The 21861-nt window shown below is 40.5% G+C and carries 23 protein-coding genes and 1 tRNA gene; 10 read left to right on the top strand and 14 right to left on the bottom strand.

Annotation, left to right across the window (positions count from 1 at the left end):
• Positions 1-96: 96 nt before the first annotated feature.
• Positions 97-2697, bottom strand: a complete 2601-nt coding sequence (gene nosZ / locus NL930_RS08815) for a Sec-dependent nitrous-oxide reductase (RefSeq protein ID WP_060826296.1) — start codon at positions 2695-2697, stop codon at positions 97-99.
• 183 nt (positions 2698-2880) lie between these two features.
• Complete coding sequence (locus tag NL930_RS08820) at positions 2881-4524, bottom strand: sensor histidine kinase (protein ID WP_254376414.1); 1644 nt, start codon at positions 4522-4524, stop codon at positions 2881-2883.
• 127 nt (positions 4525-4651) lie between these two features.
• Here NL930_RS08820 and NL930_RS08825 point away from each other — a divergent pair, with 127 nt between their 5' ends.
• From NL930_RS08825 to NL930_RS08850, 6 genes are all read left to right on the top strand, one after another.
• Positions 4652-5341 carry a response regulator transcription factor gene (locus NL930_RS08825; RefSeq protein WP_254376415.1) on the top strand — a complete coding sequence of 230 codons (690 nt, stop codon included), beginning with the start codon at positions 4652-4654 and terminating at the stop codon, positions 5339-5341.
• Between the two features lie 108 nt (positions 5342-5449).
• Positions 5450-5752, top strand: a complete 303-nt coding sequence (locus tag NL930_RS08830) for a c-type cytochrome (RefSeq protein ID WP_060826299.1) — start codon at positions 5450-5452, stop codon at positions 5750-5752.
• A gap of 197 nt (positions 5753-5949) precedes the next feature.
• Positions 5950-6456, top strand: coding sequence for a ubiquinol-cytochrome c reductase iron-sulfur subunit (gene petA, locus NL930_RS08835; protein ID WP_039675762.1), 507 nt, complete (start codon positions 5950-5952; stop codon positions 6454-6456).
• Positions 6457-6467: 11 nt separating this feature from the next.
• Entirely contained in the window at positions 6468-7727 is a 1260-nt protein-coding gene (locus NL930_RS08840; RefSeq protein WP_354672753.1) for a cytochrome bc complex cytochrome b subunit, read from the top strand.
• The gene (locus tag NL930_RS08845) at positions 7724-8575 is read left to right on the top strand and encodes a c-type cytochrome (RefSeq protein WP_254376434.1); all 852 of its coding nucleotides are present in this window, start codon (positions 7724-7726) and stop codon (positions 8573-8575) included. Before NL930_RS08840 ends, NL930_RS08845 begins: the two co-directional genes overlap by 4 nt.
• Before the next feature lie 58 nt (positions 8576-8633).
• Positions 8634-9092 (top strand): cyclic nucleotide-binding domain-containing protein, encoded by a 459-nt coding sequence (locus NL930_RS08850; protein ID WP_254376435.1) that lies wholly within the window; start codon positions 8634-8636, stop codon positions 9090-9092.
• Positions 9093-9132: 40 nt separating this feature from the next.
• Here the strand turns inward: NL930_RS08850 and NL930_RS08855 are convergent, their stop codons facing one another.
• The 8 genes from NL930_RS08855 to NL930_RS08890 all read right to left on the bottom strand — a co-directional run bounded on the left by NL930_RS08855 (position 9133) and on the right by NL930_RS08890 (position 15296).
• Positions 9133-9450, bottom strand: coding sequence for a hypothetical protein (locus NL930_RS08855; protein ID WP_254376436.1), 318 nt, complete (start codon positions 9448-9450; stop codon positions 9133-9135).
• A 4-nt stretch (positions 9451-9454) separates the two neighbouring features.
• Entirely contained in the window at positions 9455-10036 is a 582-nt protein-coding gene (locus NL930_RS08860; protein ID WP_254376437.1) for a hypothetical protein, read from the bottom strand.
• Complete coding sequence (locus tag NL930_RS08865) at positions 10036-10995, bottom strand: 26S protease regulatory subunit (protein WP_254376438.1); 960 nt, start codon at positions 10993-10995, stop codon at positions 10036-10038. The genes NL930_RS08860 and NL930_RS08865 overlap by 1 nt, the downstream gene beginning before the upstream one ends.
• Positions 10980-11951: a tetratricopeptide repeat protein gene (locus NL930_RS08870; protein ID WP_254376439.1), complete on the bottom strand. Its 972-nt coding sequence runs from the start codon at positions 11949-11951 to the stop codon at positions 10980-10982. The genes NL930_RS08865 and NL930_RS08870 overlap by 16 nt, the downstream gene beginning before the upstream one ends.
• Complete coding sequence (locus NL930_RS08875) at positions 11948-12304, bottom strand: hypothetical protein (protein WP_039675746.1); 357 nt, start codon at positions 12302-12304, stop codon at positions 11948-11950. The genes NL930_RS08870 and NL930_RS08875 overlap by 4 nt, the downstream gene beginning before the upstream one ends.
• Positions 12301-13644, bottom strand: a complete 1344-nt coding sequence (locus NL930_RS08880; RefSeq protein WP_254376440.1) for a hypothetical protein — start codon at positions 13642-13644, stop codon at positions 12301-12303. The genes NL930_RS08875 and NL930_RS08880 overlap by 4 nt, the downstream gene beginning before the upstream one ends.
• A gap of 187 nt (positions 13645-13831) precedes the next feature.
• Complete coding sequence (locus NL930_RS08885; protein ID WP_060826308.1) at positions 13832-14938, bottom strand: WG repeat-containing protein; 1107 nt, start codon at positions 14936-14938, stop codon at positions 13832-13834.
• 28 nt (positions 14939-14966) lie between these two features.
• A complete protein-coding gene (locus tag NL930_RS08890) occupies positions 14967-15296 on the bottom strand; it encodes a hypothetical protein (RefSeq protein WP_060826309.1) in 330 nt (109 codons plus the stop codon).
• A gap of 187 nt (positions 15297-15483) precedes the next feature.
• Here NL930_RS08890 and NL930_RS08895 point away from each other — a divergent pair, with 187 nt between their 5' ends.
• Positions 15484-16044: a ParA family protein gene (locus NL930_RS08895; RefSeq protein ID WP_039675739.1), complete on the top strand. Its 561-nt coding sequence runs from the start codon at positions 15484-15486 to the stop codon at positions 16042-16044.
• 4 nt (positions 16045-16048) lie between these two features.
• The gene (locus tag NL930_RS08900) at positions 16049-16309 is read left to right on the top strand and encodes a hypothetical protein (RefSeq protein ID WP_039675737.1); all 261 of its coding nucleotides are present in this window, start codon (positions 16049-16051) and stop codon (positions 16307-16309) included.
• Between the two features lie 106 nt (positions 16310-16415).
• Here NL930_RS08900 and NL930_RS08905 read toward each other — a convergent pair whose 3' ends face one another.
• Positions 16416-16715, bottom strand: a complete 300-nt coding sequence (locus NL930_RS08905) for a hypothetical protein (RefSeq protein ID WP_039675736.1) — start codon at positions 16713-16715, stop codon at positions 16416-16418.
• Positions 16716-17206: 491 nt separating this feature from the next.
• On the opposite strand from NL930_RS08905, the gene NL930_RS08910 reads away from it, so the two are divergent.
• On the top strand, positions 17207-17683 hold the full coding sequence (locus NL930_RS08910; protein WP_254376441.1) for a hypothetical protein: 477 nt from the start codon (positions 17207-17209) through the stop codon (positions 17681-17683).
• Positions 17684-17692: 9 nt separating this feature from the next.
• On the opposite strand, the gene NL930_RS08915 is transcribed toward NL930_RS08910, so the two are convergent.
• The 3 genes from NL930_RS08915 to NL930_RS08925 all read right to left on the bottom strand — a co-directional run bounded on the left by NL930_RS08915 (position 17693) and on the right by NL930_RS08925 (position 21353).
• Positions 17693-20002 carry a hypothetical protein gene (locus tag NL930_RS08915; protein ID WP_254376442.1) on the bottom strand — a complete coding sequence of 770 codons (2310 nt, stop codon included), beginning with the start codon at positions 20000-20002 and terminating at the stop codon, positions 17693-17695.
• 236 nt (positions 20003-20238) lie between these two features.
• Positions 20239-21006 carry a hypothetical protein gene (locus NL930_RS08920; RefSeq protein WP_254376443.1) on the bottom strand — a complete coding sequence of 256 codons (768 nt, stop codon included), beginning with the start codon at positions 21004-21006 and terminating at the stop codon, positions 20239-20241.
• A 270-nt stretch (positions 21007-21276) separates the two neighbouring features.
• Positions 21277-21353 (bottom strand) — tRNA-Met (locus NL930_RS08925).
• A 210-nt stretch (positions 21354-21563) separates the two neighbouring features.
• Between NL930_RS08925 and groES the strand changes: the two genes are divergently transcribed.
• Positions 21564-21830 (top strand): co-chaperone GroES, encoded by a 267-nt coding sequence (groES, locus tag NL930_RS08930; RefSeq protein ID WP_041963813.1) that lies wholly within the window; start codon positions 21564-21566, stop codon positions 21828-21830.
• Positions 21831-21861: the final 31 nt, after the last annotated feature.

A 21861-nucleotide genomic window follows, 5' to 3' on the forward strand; every position in this document is an offset into this window, starting at 1 on the left:
GATTATATGCTGATGTCTTCGGTTTTACCTTGATACGCGTCAACGAATCCGCAAGCGAAAGCTTTTACTCTCGCTTGCGAAACGCATTACGCGCCGCTAAAATAAATTAGCGTTGCTGTCAACCCATTTCAAATACTCGATGATATTTTTCACTTCTTCATCTTTCATATTTTGATTAGGCATCCTTAAGTTAAAGAAATCGATCATCGCTTTAACGTACGGCTCGTCAAATTTCGGTTTCGGATCTTTGATAAACTCGGCAACCCATTTCTCACCGTTTTCATGGCGTCCTAGAACACCCGTTAGATCAGGACCGGAGCTTACTTTACCGATGACGTGACAACCGGAACATCCGCCTTCATTGAAAGCCGTTTCGCCTTTTGCCGCGGCAGGGCTTTGTTTGGTTGCAACAAATTTGACTAACAAATCTTTCGCACGAATACCGACATCTGCCGTTTTAACCATATACTGCCAGATCATATTTTCAAACAGAACCGCTTTTTCGAGGTCGCCTTCTTTAACGGCGGCATCGGATAGTTTTTTCTGCTCGGCGATTTTGCCGTATTGATCTAAGGCATCGTTCACGAGGTTTTTAACGACGTCGTGTTTTTCATAATGGTTGTCTTTCAAGAACTTCACGACGCTTTGAATAACGTCATCCGTCGCCTTGTTGGTCGCAACCGTTTTATCGTACTCGGCTTTCAATTGCTCTTTCGACATCGATGCCATTTTAAGCTTTTGAACGCTGTCGTATTTTTTGTTAGGGTCTTTGACCATCAAATAACCCATCATTTCAAGGTGTAACGCCGAACAAAATTCCGTACAGTAGTAAGGGAAGACGCCCTCCATATCCGCTTTGAATTTAATGCTGGAAGTTTTACCCGGTTCAACCGATGCGTGAACGTTGTAGTTATCGATCGTAAAACCGTGCGTTTCGTCTTCGGCTCTTTCAAGGTTCGTGACGTAGAACGTTACGTTATCGCCTTTGTTGACGGTAATTCTCTCAGGATTGATGTGCGATCGAACCAAGGTTGCATAGACTTTAACGTCACTACCGTTTCGCTCGATTCTCTCTTGTCCCGCAAGGGTTTTACCTTCATGAACCGTATTCGTTCGCGTATTGGTTCCCATCTCGTATCGTACTTCGGGATTGAGTTTGCTTGCACGGATTGCAACGGCATCGTGCGGCTCACCCAACGGAATCGGCATATCGACAAGCATATCCATTTTACCGCCGCGAATATCGATTAACTGATGATTTTGCGGGTGTAACGGACCGACGTTGTTAAAGCGATCGATGGAAAGTTTGTTCAACGCAATAATATAATCGCCCTGAGGATCTGCCGTATTGCTCTCCATACCGCACAAGTGACCGATATTGTAGTGGACGTTCACGCGATCCAACACTTTTAAAGTCTTAAAGTTCCATTTTACGACTTGTGAATCGACGTACAAGGAAGTATAAATCTCGCCGTCAACGTTCGAATATTGATTATGCAAAGGTCCAAGACCCAACTCGACTTGCCCGTGTAACGCTTTTTTCATATCTAAAATAGGAATACCGTAAGGATCTTTTCCGGCATACTCTTTATTTTTGATCAAGTTTTGAATCTTGGAAAAGCTGTAAACGGAAGCATGCGTATCTAATTTACCGCAAACAACGATATATTCGCCGGTCGGGTCAACGTCAACGCCGTGCGGAGATTTCGGCTCGGGAATCAAAAACAATGCATCGTTTTTGATCGCAATATCCATAGGAACGACGCGATGATTGTTAACGATTTTGACGTTTTTAGGGTCTTTCGCCAACTCTGCAAGTTTTTGCCAATTATAGACATGTAAGTAGTCCGTATCGTTACGGCTCATACCCGCTTCGTTCGGCGGCATACCGACTTCGATACCGCCCGTATACATTTCGGAGTTAAACGAGTTGGTAAAACCCCAACCGTGGCTCACTTTTTTACCGGCATCGCTTAAGTCTTGCATGTAAGGCGGGAGTTCGATGGTGTAAGAGTCTTTTTCTTGGATACGTCCTTTCTTAGGGTCGAATTTCCACATCGTTACACCGCCGCGGTACGTCTCTTTATAGTCTTCGATCGGGTGGTAATCGTTGTCGAAAGGAGCCGCATATTGTGCCGCTTCGATAATCCATTCGGAATCTTGCGTAAAGAAAGAACCGCCGTGCTCAGATTTAAAGACGGGATTGACGACGATTTGTTTGGTTTCAAAATCGTGCAAATCGATAACTGCAATACGAGGGTTGGCTTTGTCGTTGACAACCAACCATTTACCGTCGACTTTAGCATCCGTTTCGGAAAGCGAAGGGTGGTGCGTGTCGCCCCATGTAATATCTTTGCCTCGGATTTTTCCTTGAGCGAGGACTTTTTTACTCTCCTCGTCAAATCCATATCCCTGCCAAGGTTCCGGAGTAAAGACGCCGATATACTTTAAAAGTCGCATCGACGGTACGCCGTACACCATAATTTGCCCCGATTGACCGCCGGAACTAAAGACCAAGTACTTGTCATGGACTCCGGTCGGATTGTAGGTTTTAGCCGCACGAACGACGTCCGCTTCGCTTAAACCTTTTTCTTTCATAACCTTGTCCAAGGCACTTTCGGTCGCAGCAAACGAAACTGTCGCACCGAGAGCTCCGATAAGAGCAAGCGAAGAAAGAAGTTTAAAACCTTTTTCCATAAATTACCTCCTTTGTTGATGTTCATATTAAATCCTTCCCAATGACGAACGGTCATTTAACAAAAATTTAATACTTGAGTTAACTCTGAAAGTTTATACTATTGTCAGTTTCTTTTCAGTCGCTAATAAAAAATATAAAAAACAATGTTAATTATTTAAATATGTGTCAATTTAAGAATTAACTTATTTTTTGGGCAGTTGAATGGAGAAAGTAGCTCCGTTTTCACGGTTATACGCGTTAATCAGACCGTGAAACTGGTTTTCGATAATCAGCTTTGACATATAAAGACCAATCCCCGTAGAAGGTTTAATCTTGTTGCTGTGGAAAGGTTTAAAGATGTCGCCGATATGGGCTTCTTGTATGCCTCCCGCATTATCCGAGATGCTGATAAAAACGTCTTTCTCGTCACATGTAAGCGTAATGTCGATATGCGGATGTTCGATAGGAAGGTTTTTAAAGATGTCGATACTGTTTTGGATAATAGACAAAATGACTTGCGCTAAGCTATTGGAATTGCCGTAAACCGAGCTTTCGTCCAAAAGATTCTTCGTAACGCGGATCGCATTTTGCCGAATCGAAGAGTCTAGAAGGTTGAGTGCTTGAACGATGGAAACGTTCGGCGAAAAAAACGTACTGTCGGTATGTTTATAGAAATTTTCAAAGTTGGTAATCGTCTCGGACATAAATTGGATAATCTCTTCGTTCTTTGCTGTCTCCTCGATGAGATCAGGGTCTTTGAGTTTGTTGCGAATGTACATACAATTAAAACTAAGCTGCGCTAAAGGCTGTCTCCATTGATGAGCGATAATGGCGATCATCTCTCCAAGAGCTGCAAATTTGGACTGTTGCATCATAATTTTATCTTTGAGCGTCTCTTTGGAAATATCTTGAATACTGATGATAATTAAAACGGCACTGTGTTGCCCGCTGGTTGCGATGGAAAGGCGAATGGGAATTAAATCGCCGTTTTTATTGACGCCCTCGATGGTTTTAACCTCTTCTTTATTTTCGATGGCGAGAATGTCGCGAAGCGTTACTTTTCGCGTATCTTTCGTTAACATGTGCATATAGCGCATCGGAATCGCCTTATCGAAAAAGAGTTGGTCAAGCATCTCTTCTTTGGTGTATCCGAAGATTTTTTCTGCCATTTGGTTAAATGTTTTAACCCTTAGTTGGTAATTGAGTGTAATAATCGCGTTACTATTGGACTCAATAACGCTATTGGCGTAATCTTGCTGCCTGAAAATTTCCTGCGTAAACTCGATGATCTTTTTATTGGCGGGTCTAAAAATGAAAAGTGCTTCAAAAAGAAGCGTAATGAGCGTGAAAATAAAAATATAGAACTCTACGTTTTTGAGCTTAATCGTCGTCTCTTCGGTCGTTTTCACGTAAACGGCGGTCGCCAAATCTAAAGCTTCTAAGAGTTTTTGCGCATTTTGCAAAATATACGTAAGGCTTCGTCCGTCTCTGTTTTCTTCAAACCGCTTGGCATGAAATATATAGGCTTGAACGTTTTTATCCAATTTATACGGTTCGTCGAAATAGATTTTTTTCAATTCATCCGTCATCGGAAACGAGATGAGCAGTTGATGCGCCTCTTCCATTGCGGCGATATTGGTGCGAAGATTTTCCGTTTTATAGTAAATGGCGAACAAAGCGATTTGTTGCGATAGCATCCCTTGTTTACTGCTTAAATTAATAATCTTTCCGTCGTTGGATTGGTTGCTGATAAGATGGTTCATATTGTAATAGGCAAGAACGGATAAACAAGCGATAATCAAAAGAGCTACGATGTATCTTCGCGTAAAACTAATCGTTTGAGTCATACTAAAACCTTCATTTTTGAGAAAAACCGACGGGTTGTTCGTCAAATATTATAGCTATCTTTTTGATAAAATCGTGTTACAATTAAATCAAAAGCATCAAATCGCTTCGCCATAAGGAACGTTACACATGTTAGATAATCAAAAATTGGTCTTAAAAAATAGCTCTATTTTATTAGCCGAAGATGAAGAAAATCTCCGCAATAGTTTTAAAAAAGTTTTACTGCTTTACGTGAAAGAAGTCTTCACGGCCGCCAACGGCGAAGAGGCGTTCGAAATTTATCAAAACCATCGTCCCGACATCGTCATTACCGATGTTAAGATGCCCAAACTCAACGGCTTGGAGCTCATCAAAAAGATACGTAAAGAGAATCAAGAAACGCCGATCATCGTGACAAGTGCTTATACGGATAAAGACTTATTGTTGGAATCGATTAAACTATCGTTGGTTGATTATCTGGTCAAACCGATCAAAGAAAAAGACTTGATCGCGTTGTTGGAAATTAGCGCGGACGTTTTACTTCAAAAGGTCAAAACCGTTGTAGCCATCGATGAACGTAACGCCTACGATTACCAAAATAAACAGTTAATTCAAGACGCCCAAAAAATTAGCTTGACGCATAAAGAAGTCGAATTTTTAGAAATTTTATTGCAACACAAAGGCAATCTCGTGACACGTCAAACCTTGGAAGACAAACTCTACGTTTACGAGGAAGCACCGCCTTCGGCTTTAAAAAATCTTGTCTTTAAATTACGCAAAAAAATAGGTAACGACGTCGTTCAAACCGTAGGAAACTTAGGATATACGATTAAAAATTAAGCTTTATCCTTAGGTGCTTAGCGACTCAAAAGAAACTCGCTATAGTATAAAATGTCACTCTATGATGAAAAAAATATAAAACAAACAATCACATGGAGGAAATTAAGGATGAAAAAGTTATCGACGGTTTTTCTACTGCTCGTAGGAACATCGCTTGCACTCAATGCCGCTGAGGGAGAAGCTATTTATAAAAGCAAATGTTTTTCCTGTCACGGCGATAAAGCTTCCAAGGCGGCTTTAAATAAATCTCAAATTATCGCGGGATGGGATGCCGCTAAAATCATCGCATCGCTTAACGGATATAAAAACGGCGAAGGCGGCCCGATGAAAGGCGTTATGAAACCGATCGCAAGTGCGCTTAGCGATGACGAGTTGAAAGCGGTTGCTTCGACGATCGCCTCTTACAAATAAGAAGATTCGGTACATTGCGACCGAATCTTACCGCATGGTTGAAATTTTAAACCTAGCATTCGCATAGGTTTCTTTCAAAACCGACTTTACCCACCAAAAGCACCGTAGGCGCGCTGGCTACCAAAAAGTTCAGCGTTAACATAGCGTAAAAGCTTTGCTTTACATGTAAGTTTATTTGATCAAGAAAGGAAAACAGGATGGCTGTTGAAGAGAGCAGACGAGACTTTATCGGCATGGCATTCGGCGGTTTTGCAGCGGCAGGGGGCATTGTGGCTCTGGGCGCTATGAAGAAGACTTGGGATCCGCTTCCAAGCGTACAATCCGCCGGATTCATTACCGTTGATCTCTCTCCGATGAAAGAAGGAGAGGTACAAACGATACAATGGAGAGGGAAGCCGATTTTCATTTTGAAGAAAAGTGCGGATATGGCAAAGAACGAGAAACGAGACGTCGTCGCAGGAGGGAGTAGCTACTCGGTGATGATCGGACTTTGTACGCACTTAGGCTGTATTCCGACGTGGACACCCTCCACCAAGCAGTTTAAATGCGCATGTCACGGCGGCGAATTTGACGCCAGCGGCGTCAACACGTTTGGACCGCCTCCTCGTCCTATGGATATTCCTCCCTTTAAAATCGACGGAACGAAACTCGTCCTCGGCGAAGAGGGACCGGAATATAAAAAAATGGTAGCTAAGAAAGCGTAAAGGAGAGACACGTGGCAGCAATAAAAAAAGCAACGGGCTTGATGGACTGGTTGGATCAGCGATTGGCGGTCAACGGATTTATCAAAGTCATGATGAGCGAGTATTGGATTCCTAAGAATATCAATTTCTTATGGGCGATGGGTGTCGTCTTAATGAGTTTGTTTATGATTTTGATCGTATCGGGTATTTTTCTTTTGATGTATTACAAACCCGATATAAAATTGGCGTTTGATAGCGTCAACTATACGATTATGCAAGAGGTCGAATACGGCTGGTTATGGAGACATATGCACGGTGTAGCGGCATCGGTTATTTTCTTAGTCATCTACATTCACATGTTTACGGGTATCTATTACGGCTCATACAAAAAAGGCCGTGAGATGATCTGGTTAACCGGTATGGCACTCTTTGGTATCTTCTCTGCCGAAGCGTTTAGCGGGTATATGCTTCCGTGGGGACAGATGAGTTACTGGGCGGCACAGGTTATTACCAATCTTTTCGGCGGTATTCCTTTTATCGGCGAAGCGTTGGTTATTTGGATTCGAGGCGATTTCTTGGTAGCGGATGCGACGTTAACACGCTTTTTTATGTTACATGTCCTTTTACTTCCGTTAGTGATTTTACTCTTAATCGCCGTTCACTTCTATGCGTTGCGCTTTCCGCATGTCAATAACCAAGACTCCGAAGAGTTTGATTTCGACAAAGAGGCTAAGAAATATTTAGAAGGTCGCAAAAAAGAGTCTAAAGTGGTTCCTTTTTGGCCGGTCTTTTTATCCAAAGACTTTTTCGTTGTCGGTATTGCCTTAACCGTCTTTTTCTACTTGGTCTGTTTCCACTACGATTTTGCGATGGATCCGATCAACTTTGAACCGGCCAACAATATGAAAACGCCGGCACATATTTATCCGGAGTGGTATTTCTTGTGGAGTTATGAAGTGCTTCGCGGTTTCTTCTTTGATATCGGCGGTATTGCGGCAATGGATATCGGTTTAGCGGCGTTTGGATTTGCCAACGTTATTTTTATGCTTTTACCGTTTTTAGATCGCAACACGATGCATACGGCACCGGCGCACAAACGTCCGATGTTTTTCGTCTGGTTTTGGTTATTGTTAATCGATATGATCGTTTTAACCGTTTACGGTAAGCTTCCTCCGACGGGGGCAAACGCGTGGGTAGGCTTTGGTGCAACCATCGTTTTCCTTGTTTTATTCGTCCTCCTTCCGATTATTACCAAAATTGAAGCCAAAAACGAAGAAGGAGCCGAGTCATGAGAGAGTTGAAAATTTTAGTGGTGGTTCTTTTCTTTACTGCCGTTGTCTATTGGGGTGTCGAACCTTTCGCCCATTCTCAAATGCACCCTCACGTCGCCCCTGCCGATTTCGCTTTTAAGGATTTAGGGCATGCGGTGGGTAAAGGCGATTTTATCAAGGGTGAAGAATTGGTGCAAGCAAACTGTGTCGCCTGCCATTCCGTTAAATCCGTCGGCATTCAATCTGTCATGAGTGAGAACGATGCATCGTTAGCGTACGGTGTCGTACCGCCCGATTTGAGCAATGCGGGCTTGCTCTACGATCCGGCTTTCTTAAGCGCGTTTCTCAAAAATCCGGCAAAAGCAATGCTTGTTGAACACAAATTTGATCAAACAAGAACCTTTCCGATGCCTTCATACGACTGGATGAGCGAAGACGAGATCTCCTCTATTCTTGCTTTTTTTCATAGTATCGTCAAGCCGGTATCCGACAAAGCTTTATATGAAGAAGCGTGCGGCAGATGCCACGATATGAAATACGATAAAACGATGAGTCATTCGGATAAAGCGGCATTAACCGCGTATATGGGAACCTTGCCTCCGGATCTTTCGATTATGATTCGTGCGAAGAGCGACGAGTACCTTTCAACGTTTATCAACAATCCTCAAAAACAGTTAGCGGGTACGTCGATGCCGCGTGTAGGTTTAACCGAAAAAGCGCAAAATCAAGTGATCTCCTATATGGAAAAAGTCGGCGATCGTAAAAAAGCCGAACGCGAAGACCTCGGTTATAAATTAATCGGCTATATGGTACTTTTCACGCTTCTTGCGTTTGCTTGGAAAGTCAAAATCTGGAGAGAAGTGCACTAACGTCAACCTCACAAAGGCACGTTTAAAAGCGTGCCTTCCTTATAAAAGGAAAGGTCTTATGTCTCACGATACGCATTTTTACCGTCTCAACATTCAACACCTTTTCGATACCGACGTCAACTGCCGATATGCCTATCGGCGGCACTATAAAGCCAATGAAATCGTCTACCAAAAAGGCTCTCAACCGATCGCTCTTTTTATCTACCTTTCGGGCAAACTCACGCTCATCGGGAAAAAAACGCAATGCTTAGACGCGTATCCGGGAGAGTTAATCGGAGCACATGCTCATTTTGCCGGTCTTTGCTACGCCGAAACTTTACAATTTAGCTCATCGGGAGAGATGTTCGTCATTCAGTTTGAGTATTTTCAAAAGCAGATACACCGCTGTTTTGCCTATTTTGAAAAAATTTTCGACTGCTTGCTCAAACACCAAAGAATCTTAACCAACCTTACGACGCTCCCGCAAGAAATCGGCAAAAACGATTCTGTGCATTTAAACCGTTACGCCGCTCTTTAAACTTTCGCACGCCAAAACGGCGCAGCGTATATCCTTTCGTTTAGCGTAGTCCCCAAAGGGCTAAAAGCACCCCGCAACTCGCCGTCCAAACCGGAAAAGGGAAAATAAAAAAATGAAAAATCATCCCTTCATTCGGAAATGTCAACGCGTCAAAGAGTGTTTCTTTGGAAGATTTGATGCGATAGGTGAAATCATAAAGACCCAAAAGTGCGATTTCAAACCATGCTAAAAAAGACCCCAACGACTCGTCCACATAGCTTATCGCCAAAAATACGGTAATGAAATAGAGCGGTAAAAACCACAAAGCCCATACATTTGCTATGCCAAAATAGTTCCAAAAATAAAAATAATTTTTCATCGTATCACGCCTTATGCGTATAGGTGTACATCTCAAAGGCTTTCACGGCTTCTTCTAATGCTTTTTTATCGCATAAGGGCTCTTCGCCTCTTAAATACGCCATCGTAAAAACATGACGATTTTCTTCATACCACGTCGCTTCTATTTTATACCCTTTTTTGGAAACGGGACTGTGGGGATCGACATAGCCTTCTTTGACTTCGCATCGTTGAGAGGGCGAAAAGTGAAATATCTCCGCATCAACAACGCGTCCGTTAACGTGCAACGTATAGCGAGCGATACCCTTGTCTGCTATGGCATAAAGACTTACATGTAAGAATGAACGCACCCATGCATAGGTCGCAACCCAAAAACCGCTAAAGAGTAACGCGATGATGCCGTGCCATACGTCGTGCGTTTGCCACGCGCTGTACGCCATCACAAGTGCTATAAAAGAGCCGAAAAGTAAAAAAACAAGCACGCCTATGCGCGTCATGATTTCTTTGAAAAATTGTTTTTTAACGTCTATGGGCTGAATATACAGAGGCTTTCCCAAATTGTGCGGTAGCTTGACGGTATAGCGTTTGAAGAGTTCGTGTGAGGTCATTACACAAAGCCCATTTTTTTAGGTTTCTTACCGAGCGTTTCTGACATGTAAAGGGCTAATTCATCGTAAATGCCGTTTTCATTGGCGTATTCGACGACGTTCTTTGCGGCACTAAACCACTCCAATGTCGTTGCTTTGGTGCGGTGTATCTCTTCTTTGAGGGTATCTTGGTCGATGGTGAGCTCTTCACCCTTTTCTAAAATTTCCTCGATGATCGCTTCGCTCACGCGATCGACCACGCCTTTGATATCTGCCCCCGAAAAATCAACGCTCAGCTTGCCTAAAGCGGCATAATCGAGCGGTTCAATAGGGAGTTCTTGCAAGTAAAGTTTGAAAATAGCTTCACGTGCTTTTTCATCGGGAGGCGGTATAAAAAAGATTCTATCAAACCGTCCGGTACGCCGAAACGCACTGTCCACGTCCCAAGGAGCATTGGTCGCACCGATGATGAGGATGTTTTCATTGTCGCTCTCCACCCCGTCCATTTGGGCTAAAAAGGCGTTGATGGTAGAGGTCATATTGGTGTGACGCAAGAGTTCTCTCTTTCGCCCAAGCGCGTCAATTTCGTCGATGAAAATGACGCACGGGCGATTCTTACGAGCGGTTTCAAAGAGTGCTTTGATGTTTTTTTCACTGTTGCCCACGTACATATCTAAGATTTGCTCAATTCCGATGTTGTAAAATGTTGCATCGCACTCTCCGGCGATAGCGCGCGCAAAGTAGCTTTTTCCGCATCCGGGTGCGCCGTAAAGCAAAATGCCTCCGCCCGCACTTTTTTTAAATTTCTTAAACAATTCGGGATTTTTAAAGGGTTGGATGATTTTCATAGAGGCTTGCTTTTTCAGCTCCTCCAAACCGCCGATAGCATCAAACGTGATTTTGTATTTTACATGTAAAGGCTCAAACACACTCATGCCAGCCTCTTCCTCATTGACTCTGTTTTTTAACGGTTCATCCATCGTTTCCCTTTATAGATTATTTCTTTTATTTTAGCAAAAACGAGTCCTACAACTTGCCCGCCGATACGCCCCATAACGTAGTACATCGCCGCACCCAAAAGCGTGACGTACCATTCATGCCACGCCACATTACCCAGCAGAGCAAAACAGAGTACAAAAAACGGAAGACTTAAGCGCCAATCGCGCCAAACATACAAGGAGAGAAGAAGTAAGACGCCTGAAGTATGAGGACTCTTTTCCCACATTTCAAAGTGTTCGCCTAAGGCGTACAGCAAAAAAGCCAGCATCAAAGCAGGGGCAAGTGCGTAATAGCGTTTGATACTCTCCAAATTCTCTTTACCCTCTACGTCAAAAGGGTTACGCACTAAAATCTTGCGAAGAACGTTGCTTTTTTCAAAAAGATGAGACGTACCCAGCATCGAGTACAGATGCAGTGCTCCAGCATGATGCGGATCGCTCGCAAGGATAGCCGTAACGATTTCACACGCGATAGGCGTATTGCCCAAATGATACGTAATGATGGCAAGGGTAAGCAAAAAATCCACATTGTGCGCATCCAATGCCAAAGCTTTATCGATAGCGCGTTTAGCTTCAATATAACGGGAAAGTTCTACCAAAACCTGCGCATGAAGATGATGGTACGCACCGTGGTTGGGCTCATGGGAAAGAAGCTCTTTAACACACGACAAAGCCTCTTTCAATCGGTTTTGCTTAAAAAAGACAAACGCTTGAAAATAAAGAAAATGCACCTCTAAGGGAAACTGTTCCAACGCTTGGGCGATGGCTTCAAGTGCTTCATCCAAACGCTCCAACGCGATCAACGTCAAAATCGTATAGTGATACGCGCTCATGCTCTCTTCATCATGGGAAGCACACAAAGGAATACTGACATGTAAAAGTTCTTCGTAACGTTTTAGTTCGTACAAAACGTCCAATCGTTTGGCGATGTCGCTCACGGTTTTATCCTTGTAAAGGCAACACAATCACGGCATTTGTAAGCGATGGAAGCTAAAAAGAATGCAAAACAAAGCGGCGAGGCAAGAGGGTATTGAACGCATCCTAAAAAGCCCAAAAGAGCGATGAGTACGATCACAACGTATTTTTGTGTCGGCATATGGTAACGCATCTCGAAGCGATACGCGAACCATAGCGTCAATGCTACGGTAAGCATTGTAACGACATTTTTGAGCCACAAGACACTCAGACCTTTGTCTTGAAGCAAGAGCGAAAATACCATGCCGTATAGAAGCCCTAACCACCCGTAATACAAAACAATGCTGAGAAATTTTAAAACATAATGTCGTTTCATTTGCCCTCTTCTTTTGGGTTCACATTCCACACATACACATGACCGTCGTCGAGCGTGTAGAGCTTTTCGTCGCTGATCTCAAAATCCATAACCTCGTTCGCTTCTCCTTGAAAATCGTGCGTTATTTTTTTGCGTTTGAGATCATACCTATACAGATGCGGCGAATCCAGCTCTTGCGTCAACAAAACGGTATCGTTCCAGACACGCATGCGATACACCCTATTTTTCGGGATATTCGGCAACGATGCAAGCGCATTCAAGGTTTTCGTATCGTACAACACGAGTCCGTGTCCATCGGTTCCAACCGCTAAAGTCTGCTTGTCGTACAACGCTAAAGCGAGCACGTCATAAGCATCTTGAACATTTATATCTCGCAAGGTTGTGATAAACGAGCTTTCCTTGGGCGAAGAGCCAAGCGCATACACTTGAACTTCGCCCAAATCGTTGGCAACAAAAAGCGTGTTATCGGTGTAGAGCACATCAAAAATACGATCAAAGCGTTTGTCTTCCAGCGTTTCATAGCCTTTGAAACGCTGTTTTTTTGTATCGAGGCTCTTTACATGTACGTTATGGTGATAGATTTCCACAATGCCGCCTTTGCCGAAGCGAAACAGGTACGCGCCAAAACCTCTTAAGCGATTGAGCTCTTTGTCAGACGTTACAAGCTCTTTGGGAGCTTCTGTGAGAAGCTTTTTTGTTTCCCAAAAGAGGACTTTGCCGTTTTTTGAGGCAACGTATAAATAGCCTTGGTGCAAGAGTATATCCCTATCGAAAGAGTCTAAATCTTGAGCATTAAGAAGCATCTCATGAACCAAAGCAAGTGTTTTTTTATCGTAGATTTCTAAGTATTCCGCATCGCTTGGCTCACGCTTTTGCGTGCTGTACACTTTAGAGCGAGATTGACTCAAGACATAGATAAAACGCTCATCCGTTGCCATTTTTGAAGCGAGGCGGTGCTTGAGTTGCACGCTTTGTAAAAGTCCGTTTTGTTTGGCAAGAAGTGCTCTTTTAAGCCGGGGTTGAAGTGTGTCTTTGCTTATGCGTATCGGATCATAGGGTTTATATTTAAACTCTCGCTCTGCGTAATACTCATGCGTCGCGTTGATCTCTTTGTATACGACCAATTTATGAAACCCAAAACCGCCCGTACCGACATCCTCTTTTATGTCCAGTTTTAAAATGCCGCCTTGCGTCGTTATGCCCCGAGGTCTGTCATCGATGCTGATGTGAAGCCCCTCGATGTCGCTTTGAAGATGAAGCGTACGATCGGTCGCTACGACGCTCTCTTGCGCCCACGCCGATACGGCCAAAAAACAAATACTTCCTAACATAGCTCTCATACGCGCTCCATGCTCATAACGTCTTTCGTTTCGACACCGTATACGCTAAGCTTTCCCGTACCCAAACAAGCGTTGCATCCGTCGGTAGCTTAGATCAAAGGCTTTTAAAGTTTAAAGATGCCCGCGAAAATCGCCGATGACCTCGTGCATATTTGCCTTTACATGTAAGAGGTCATCATTGCGTGTATTATTTTTTATTCACTTCTTTTTTTAAAATCTCATACGCTTTAGAACTATACTCTTTTCCTGTTGCATCTATTAGTATTACTTTACCATTACGTTTAACTTCATATAAGCCATTTGCAATATTAGGGTAAAACTTAAAAATGTCATTGAACTTTTCTTGTGTAACTATTTCACCTTTTGCGTTGATAAATACCCATTTATTATTCACTTCCACTTCTGCAAAACCATTAGATTTAAAATGCCCAGCATATTTAAATGATGCTGGAATGATTACTTTACCTTGCTCATTCACATATCCATACAAATAGTCCCGTTTATCACCGTCTCCAACGGCATCAATTCCAACACATGCTAATCCATTTGATGTAAACATTTCTGCCGTATCGAATTTTGCGGGAATAACCATTTCACCTTTAGTATTAATGTAACCGTATTTTGATTCATATGTTCTGACTTGAACGGCAGCCAATCCGTTGGAACCAAAATCGGCGGCATGATCGAATTTTGCGGGAATAACCATTTCTCCTTTGCTATTGATATAACCGTATTTTGAGTCATTTGTGACGACAACGGCTAAACCGTTCGCCGCAAAAGGATATGCAAACCTAAATGTCGCAGGAATGACCATTTCCCCTTGCGCATTGATATAGCCGTACTTGTCAATTTTTTTCACTAAAGCCAAACCGTTCGGTGCAAAATCGCTTGCTTCTTCAAAATTGCTTTTCATGGCCAATTTTCCGGTAGTGAAACTATCTTTATCGATATAACCATATCGCTCTTCGAGTTTTATTTTTGCCAAACCGTTAAGCGCGAAATCATACATGCCATACTTACCATCAAGTGTAAAAGGCGTCGCTGCTTCTCCTTTCGCATTAATAAATCCATATTTGCTGCTGAATTTTTCAACTCTTACTGCGGCTAATCCATTTTGTGAAAAATGATGCGCATAATAAAATATTTTTCCACCGAATACGGGCTCTCCTTTTGAGTTGACATAAACACACGTACCATCCAAACAAAGCGGTTTGGGGAAAGACTCTTCGGCAACTATCAAAGACGCACTACCGAGCAATGCTATTACTACCATTAAGTGAAACAATTTTTTCATTCGTTTATTTCCTCTTGAGTATTTTATTTTACTGACTTACCGCATACATCCACACTGCCAATACCGCCGTAACGATACCCCAGTATTGAAGCGGTATCCAAAACAAAGAGTGCGTACTTTTTAAGATATACTCTTCGTTGGTCTCTTTGTCGATGACCACCTTCCCCGGTTTACGGTTGAGTTTTTGCCCGACAAAGAAGATAATCCCCGATGCCAAAAACAATGCCAAAGGCATCGCCCAACGTGAACTTCGATAGTACCCTGACCCAAACACGGCATCGCATAGAAGTTGCATCGCCACGGAACATACTATAGCAATCACTATAGCCAAGATACCCCAACCTTTCCAAACAATCATCACGCGCTCCTCTTGCGTTTATTTTTAAAAGTATACGTTATTTTCGTTATGTCTTGCGTTATATTTTGGACAAACACTTACCTTCGACGTGTTCTTAGTCTCATCGTATGGCACACCGCTTTTCTTGAAAATTAGAGTATATTTAACTATAATATACTCATTAAATAGCGTTATTAAAGGGTTAAATATGATTTTATCGGTTATCAACAAAAAAGGCGGCGTCGGCAAAACGCCGATTGCTTTTTCGCTCGCGAAAGATTTAGGGTATTATCTCCAATCCAACGATAATTCCGTCATCGAATCCATCTATCCGGAAATGGCAAAAATATCTCCGACTCCGGAGATTATCGAGAATTGCGTTTACGATTTTGGAGGATTCGTCACGACCGGCGTTTTACCGATCTTAAAAGTCAGCGATGCGGTACTGATTCCGACATCGACGGATTATAATTCCATTTTACGAACCGTCGAAACGATCGAAGAGATACAAGCCTTGAACAACCGCCTTTTCATCCTTGTGACCAAAACGGAAAAAGAGAGCGACTTTCAAGCGGTCAAAGATGCCATATCGGCTCATTTTGATAATTTGGAGTTTTTTGAACTGCGATTGTCAAAAGCATTTAAGAACAGTATTGAAACCGGTTTGAGTCTCTCTGAGCTGTACCACGAAACGCCGCTGTCCAAATGTGCTTATAAAACGGTTTATCAACAATACCGATCGCTTCTTGAACTCTTCAAAGGAGAATAGCGTTATGGCAGAAAAAAAATCCATCGATTCTATCCTCGGAAAAGCCAAAACAACGTCCACGTCAACCTTTGCCGAAAGCGAACGCAAAAAAGGCGGACGCCCCAAAAAACCGCCGAGCGAACACGCCAAGGAAAATCGCTACGCCGTCTATTTTAGCCCGAGCGAACTCGCCATCGTCCAATCGGCGGCAGATAGCTACGGTATGAGTGTCGGGAAATTTATCAAAATGGCGGCGATGAGAATGGGGAAGTCTGAAAAACAATAACCGTAAAAAAACGGTTTTATAACACTATTAAACCGTTTTTTATCGTATAAAAATCCGCCTTAGCGTTACATGTCAAGTCGCGCCTCTTGACTTTTGAAACCTCTTTTTACTCGCAAATCTCGTAACGAATGGGGATTTTTCCTCTAGCGTCTACACCAAAATCAATAGGCTTGATCAGCCCTCGACGTTCCAGTGCTTTGACCGTTTGAGCGTCAATCTCCCACTCCAGTTTAACCGTCCCATCGGGCGTAGACTTCGTTTTGACGTTAGGATACGCCCAACGCCCCATACTGCTAATCTTTTTCGTGACGGGATCATACCAAGGGTATTTTTTATACTCGATAATGCGATACTCTTTTAAAGCATTGAATTTTTCTTGCATTAATGCGGACAATGCACTCACCATCTTAGCGTTTTCCTTCAAAGCGGATTTCAAAGATCGTCAAGACCCTTGTCTATCCTTCCTCAATTTGGCATCTTCGCCCTTCTCAATGTCTGACATGTACATGGGATAAACCAACGATTGTGTTAGAAGGACGCGTGTCGGCAAATATTTTTTAAGACTATCATAAATAATCTTTAGAGATCGTAAACATTGAAACTACGCGTGCATCAAAGTGCATCATAGAACGTCTTTTGTGTGAAGACGCCCGACTCAAAACAGGTCGATTTTCAGGAAGTTTTACAAAGATGTTCGCAGAAGGCTAGCACCCTCGTCTCATTGAATACTCGAGCATTCAGGCATCGCAGTCTTTGTGTATTTTCTTACATGTAAAGCTTTTGAGTTGAAAATCGTTGACATACAAAAGGGTTAAAAGGTTAGACCCATTAGTTTTATTACTCGAATTTTAACATTTAGATACAATGTTGAAAACTAATTTTGATCGGAGTTATATTATGTTTCAATTTTTGAAGAAAGAAAATAGACGTGATATTAATATCGTAACGCTTAATGAAATCAAATCAGAAGAAATCCTTAAAGAAGAACATACGCACATTAATAAATTGATTCAAGACAATCAAATAGCTGGAAAGAAATTTCTTTTAGTTTGGGTTCCCTTACTTATTGCTGGTGTTGCTTACAGCTTCAATATAGTTGCTAATTTTGCAGTTAAACTTTTTTTTAGTCAATATGAACTACAAAATATAAATCAAGAACAAATGTCTAAAGATATACATTCATTATTTGATTTTGTAATACCACTTGGGGTTATTTTATTGTCCATTACGGTATTCTTTTTTGTCTTACATGTAATTCTACATTTAAAACTTAGTTCAGATTTAAAGAGACAAAAAGAAACAGTGATTCAATTGCGTTCCAAAATTTCTAATCAAAAAGCAAAAAAAGCAAGATGGAAAAAAAATGATACTTGATTATTTAATTCACTGATAAACACCTATTAATGCATAGGCCATATCTTCTCTATCAATATTGAGACCAATTGCAACACAATATTTCACATGTGATGATTCTAAAGACATAGATGCGGCTTCTTCACAAAATTTATATCGATCTTCTTTATTTTGTTCATTAAAGATAACAAAACAAAATGCATATTCAGAAGATAATGGGGGAGTATAAATAAGTAAATTTTTATGCCCTGTTTTGTGCCAATTTTTTCTAACATTAGTTTTGAGGTTTTTTACTTCAGTGACTATTTTAATTTGATCTTGAGGCAATAACCGATAAATAATACTTCCTATTTCTAGCCAACGTGAAGGTTTTCTATTCTCTAATTGTAATAAAATATTTTCGAAAAACTGATTCATAATTGGTACAGGTTTTGGGATAGTTATTCCTTCTGCAAGAGATTCATAATATGCCTCAATTTTTTTTGATGCGCCTGAAATCATTAAAATGCCTTGAGTATCTATATTAGAGAAATTAAAATGATTTTCCATATAAAGCCCCATTAGATCAAGCTCATCTCCTTTGTACAAAAGCGTACCCTCAATTTCAGATCTTTGTTCCAAATAATTTAAAATTTGGATTGGATGTTCAAAGATATCAAATAATGTTTCAAAATCAGCAAGATTCATTGTCGGACAAGGTGAATAATCTTTAGGTATCCATCCAGTATCTTTTAATTCATATACATTTGTTTGAAGTGCAGCAAAATATTCTAATGTAATAGAGACTCGCAGTATCTTGTGAATGGTTGATAAATCAATTGGCAATTTTTTTCTAAGAGGGTCATCAATATGTGGGTTTTTAATCAAATATTCTAATTTTTGCTTAAACCTATTGGATTGAAGGTTAGGTTCAACCAATATTTCATAAATTTTCTTTTTTAACCTACCTGGAGCTCCTCTGAGTGCCTCATCAGAGATAGTATGTGATTTGGCTTCAATAATAACAGCATAAGAACCAATAAAAGCTATCAAATCAGTCTCATATTCAACATTTTCTAATTTCCATTTTATACTTGATACTGTTAATTGTTCTGGAAATTTTCTATGCACTATCTCTTGTATTTTATTTTCTAAATATTTGGCTTTAACTTGAGATAATTTAATGCTATCAATTTGATTTATCAAATGATCAAAATTTTTTAAAATAAAACTGAAGAATAATTGAGGAAGTGGACAAAATATTTTGTTATGAGGTAATTTAACAATTGGTTTTAGCCAAATTGGATTTGCTAAAAAGATATGTTCTATTGGATAATCAATTAATTCACCGACTGAGTAGCTTAGATGATTTATCACTGATTCTATTGTTTCTAAAGGAAGATTAGTTAATTTAGAAATCTCATCTCCTGAAAATGTATAATAATCAATTAATGTTAAATCATTATGTGCTAATAGATGATAAATAACCTGTTGTTTTGGTATACCTAAACTTTCATACATAGCGATTAAATCATCGATATTATCTCCTAGTTTCATTGCTCTATGATATTTTTTTAGAATATCTTGAATATCTTTTGTATTATTTAAATCTCGTAAAAAAGTCATTCGCTGATTTGTTGATTCTTCAATATCTTGAAGCAAACAATTAAAAAATTGAATGAGATTTGAGCAACTAAAACCATAGGTTTCTACTAACTTTGAGTCAAAATTGCTATAAACTTCTTGAGAAATATTTTTTACTTGAAAAATAAAACCCCAATTCCTAACGGTTTGAGTATATGCTTGCACCCAAGATTGAATACTCTTTTGAACTAATTTTTCTTGAGATAGTTCTAAATCTTCAGGATTCATATTTTTATTATATATCGCTGTCGTTAATATCGGTAAAGTATCTATAAGCTCCTGAGTAATATGTGGAGCAAAGATTCTATTTTTTAATAATGTTGGATTGATTCGTAAAAAAAGAGCTTGTAGGATTTCAATATGCGATTGACTTATATTTTTTTCTTTTTTATCAACACCATTCTGTCCAATATTGGAAGTTAAATAATAATTTGACAATATTGACATAAGCAATGGAGCATCGTATTCAAGAATCATTTGTTGGATTTTTTCTAAAGATTCTTGATAATTTTTTTGTGCTTCTTCTTTTATCTTTTGAAGTAATAACTGTCTTTTTTCGATAGAAAGATTAGCTAAGGGATTTGGGATAGCTGTAAATTTGATAGTGTTTTTTTCTTCTTTTGTATGAATAGTATTAATCTGATTTAGTGATCTTTTTTTCTTTTTTTCAGCGATTTTTTTCTTTTTAATTCTTCGTTGTTTATTTAATATGCCCATCCCAATAATCCAATATATAATTTTTAGAAAAAAGAGGGCTCTAACTTTTAGAGCTTTTTCGGCTCTTTTCTCTTGTGATTTACCCTCTTTACCTCTTGATTGATGCCTTACATGTTAGGCTTATTTTAGCAAACACTCCTTTGTTTTTTGCCCACTTTTTTCCGTTTGGAGTCCATCTGATTTCTTACATGTAAGAAAGTTACCCTCTTAGCTCTAGCCTCTGGGGTTTCACGATATTAATGAAAAAACTCCATTGGATTTTTCCACAGATATGCAAAGCCGAGGTCTTCAAGCTTTCTGCCGTCGATTATACGTTGTGTGGAAGCTACGTTGTCGCTAAAAGAAGGAGGTACGAACCGACATTGCTCACACTGATAGACGTAAAGTTCCTCTTTGGTAGGATGCATGGGCGCGCAGAGATTGAAAATACCTTGAAGATCATGCTCCATCGCAAAGATCACCGCCCGAATCACATCGATTCGATGAACATGATTGACGCGACTTTTTCCGTCCGTCACAAGCGTGTTCGAAACATATTTGCTAGCAATGCGACCGCCGCCCATTAATCCGGCGCATCGGAAGATAACATGTACTTTTTTCTGAAGATGCTTTTCTGCTTCATAATATACGGGATTTGATGCTGAAGTTATTTCACTCTTTTCATCATAAATACCGGAAGCTTTGGGGTAAAGAGAAGTCGAACTCACGAAAAATATTTTTTCAACGCTTAAAAAGGAAGGATGTTCCGAGAGTTTGGTCAGAAATGGGAGAAAATCATTAAATTTGGATGGCGGATAGTTGATAAAAAGATACTCACACGACAGTAATGCATCAAGGTTTTCATACCTATTTTCCGTTAAAACGTAAGACTCAAAACCTAAGTCCCTATGCCTATGCTTGGCTTCTTCATTTCGAGCAGCAAGCTTGATACTATAGCGATCTTTAAGTGTTTGAGCAAGTTCCAAGCCCAACCAACCTGCGCCTAAAATAGAGAGAGTTTTCATAGGTTATGACCTTGAAGGCTCTTTCTACGCAAAAGAGCCTTACGTGATAAAAACAGATCAAATAATGGGGTATACCCAGTATAAGAAAAATTAGTAAACCGTTGATAAATAAACGCTACAAACCATGCTTTGCGTTGAGAAGCAAGAATAGAAAAAAGAAGTTTCTGCTAGGAATTTTTAAGCCTAAATTGCGTCACATTATTTTCACGGCGAAAGTATCAAAAACGTGATTTGAACTACTATGATAACGGATTTTAGAGTATTTGGAAGTGGTGTCAAGAGAGAGACTTGAACTCTCGACCTCCGGCTTATGAGACCAGCGCTCTAACCAGCTGAGCTACCTTGACACCTAATAAAGAGACGCAATTATATAGCTTAGAAACTTATATTTCGGTTAATTTTAAATAGAAAACGACCGTTCAAAAAAAACTAAAAAACATTGAGTATATAAGACTAAAGTTTTAGGGTTTTTTGCTTGACATTTTACGTTGTTTTGTGTAAAATTCTGTCACTCTAAATAAAAGAGTGCTAAAATTTCAGTCAAAAGGACGAAAAACATGACTTTCAAACCACTTGGAAAACGCGTACTTCTCGAAAGAGTCGAAGAAGCTACGACTACAGCGACAGGTATTATCATTCCTGACAATGCCAAAGAAAAACCTCTCAGCGGTATTGTTAGAGCAGTCAGTCCAAAAATTGAAGACAAAGGACTTGTTTCAGTCGGCGATAAAGTCGTCTTCGGAAAATATGCCGGAACGGAATTAACGCTTGATGCAAAGACCTATTTAGTGATGAATATCGACGATATTCTCGGCGTACTCTAATTTATTAATCTACCACACGAACATATTATAA

It is taken from the genome of Sulfurospirillum sp. hDNRA2 (assembly GCF_024206095.2).
GTDB lineage: Bacteria > Campylobacterota > Campylobacteria > Campylobacterales > Sulfurospirillaceae > Sulfurospirillum.

Excerpts from the sequence above, each read along its gene's own strand:
- nosZ (WP_060826296.1), bottom strand. The coding sequence starts at position 2,697 with ATGGAAAAAGGTTTTAAACTTCTTTCTTCGCTTGCTCTTATCGGAGCT.
- NL930_RS08820 (WP_254376414.1), bottom strand. The coding sequence starts at position 4,524 with ATGACTCAAACGATTAGTTTTACGCGAAGATACATCGTAGCTCTTTTG.
- NL930_RS08825 (WP_254376415.1), top strand. The coding sequence starts at position 4,652 with ATGTTAGATAATCAAAAATTGGTCTTAAAAAATAGCTCTATTTTATTA.
- NL930_RS08830 (WP_060826299.1), top strand. The coding sequence starts at position 5,450 with ATGAAAAAGTTATCGACGGTTTTTCTACTGCTCGTAGGAACATCGCTT.
- petA (WP_039675762.1), top strand. The coding sequence starts at position 5,950 with ATGGCTGTTGAAGAGAGCAGACGAGACTTTATCGGCATGGCATTCGGC.
- NL930_RS08845 (WP_254376434.1), top strand. The coding sequence starts at position 7,724 with ATGAGAGAGTTGAAAATTTTAGTGGTGGTTCTTTTCTTTACTGCCGTT.
- NL930_RS08850 (WP_254376435.1), top strand. The coding sequence starts at position 8,634 with ATGTCTCACGATACGCATTTTTACCGTCTCAACATTCAACACCTTTTC.
- NL930_RS08855 (WP_254376436.1), bottom strand. The coding sequence starts at position 9,450 with ATGAAAAATTATTTTTATTTTTGGAACTATTTTGGCATAGCAAATGTA.
- NL930_RS08860 (WP_254376437.1), bottom strand. The coding sequence starts at position 10,036 with ATGACCTCACACGAACTCTTCAAACGCTATACCGTCAAGCTACCGCAC.
- NL930_RS08865 (WP_254376438.1), bottom strand. The coding sequence starts at position 10,995 with ATGGATGAACCGTTAAAAAACAGAGTCAATGAGGAAGAGGCTGGCATG.
- NL930_RS08875 (WP_039675746.1), bottom strand. The coding sequence starts at position 12,304 with ATGAAACGACATTATGTTTTAAAATTTCTCAGCATTGTTTTGTATTAC.
- NL930_RS08880 (WP_254376440.1), bottom strand. The coding sequence starts at position 13,644 with ATGAGAGCTATGTTAGGAAGTATTTGTTTTTTGGCCGTATCGGCGTGG.
- NL930_RS08885 (WP_060826308.1), bottom strand. The coding sequence starts at position 14,938 with ATGAAAAAATTGTTTCACTTAATGGTAGTAATAGCATTGCTCGGTAGT.
- NL930_RS08890 (WP_060826309.1), bottom strand. The coding sequence starts at position 15,296 with ATGATTGTTTGGAAAGGTTGGGGTATCTTGGCTATAGTGATTGCTATA.
- NL930_RS08895 (WP_039675739.1), top strand. The coding sequence starts at position 15,484 with ATGATTTTATCGGTTATCAACAAAAAAGGCGGCGTCGGCAAAACGCCG.
- NL930_RS08900 (WP_039675737.1), top strand. The coding sequence starts at position 16,049 with ATGGCAGAAAAAAAATCCATCGATTCTATCCTCGGAAAAGCCAAAACA.
- NL930_RS08905 (WP_039675736.1), bottom strand. The coding sequence starts at position 16,715 with ATGGTGAGTGCATTGTCCGCATTAATGCAAGAAAAATTCAATGCTTTA.
- NL930_RS08910 (WP_254376441.1), top strand. The coding sequence starts at position 17,207 with ATGTTTCAATTTTTGAAGAAAGAAAATAGACGTGATATTAATATCGTA.
- NL930_RS08915 (WP_254376442.1), bottom strand. The coding sequence starts at position 20,002 with ATGGGCATATTAAATAAACAACGAAGAATTAAAAAGAAAAAAATCGCT.
- NL930_RS08920 (WP_254376443.1), bottom strand. The coding sequence starts at position 21,006 with ATGAAAACTCTCTCTATTTTAGGCGCAGGTTGGTTGGGCTTGGAACTT.
- groES (WP_041963813.1), top strand. The coding sequence starts at position 21,564 with ATGACTTTCAAACCACTTGGAAAACGCGTACTTCTCGAAAGAGTCGAA.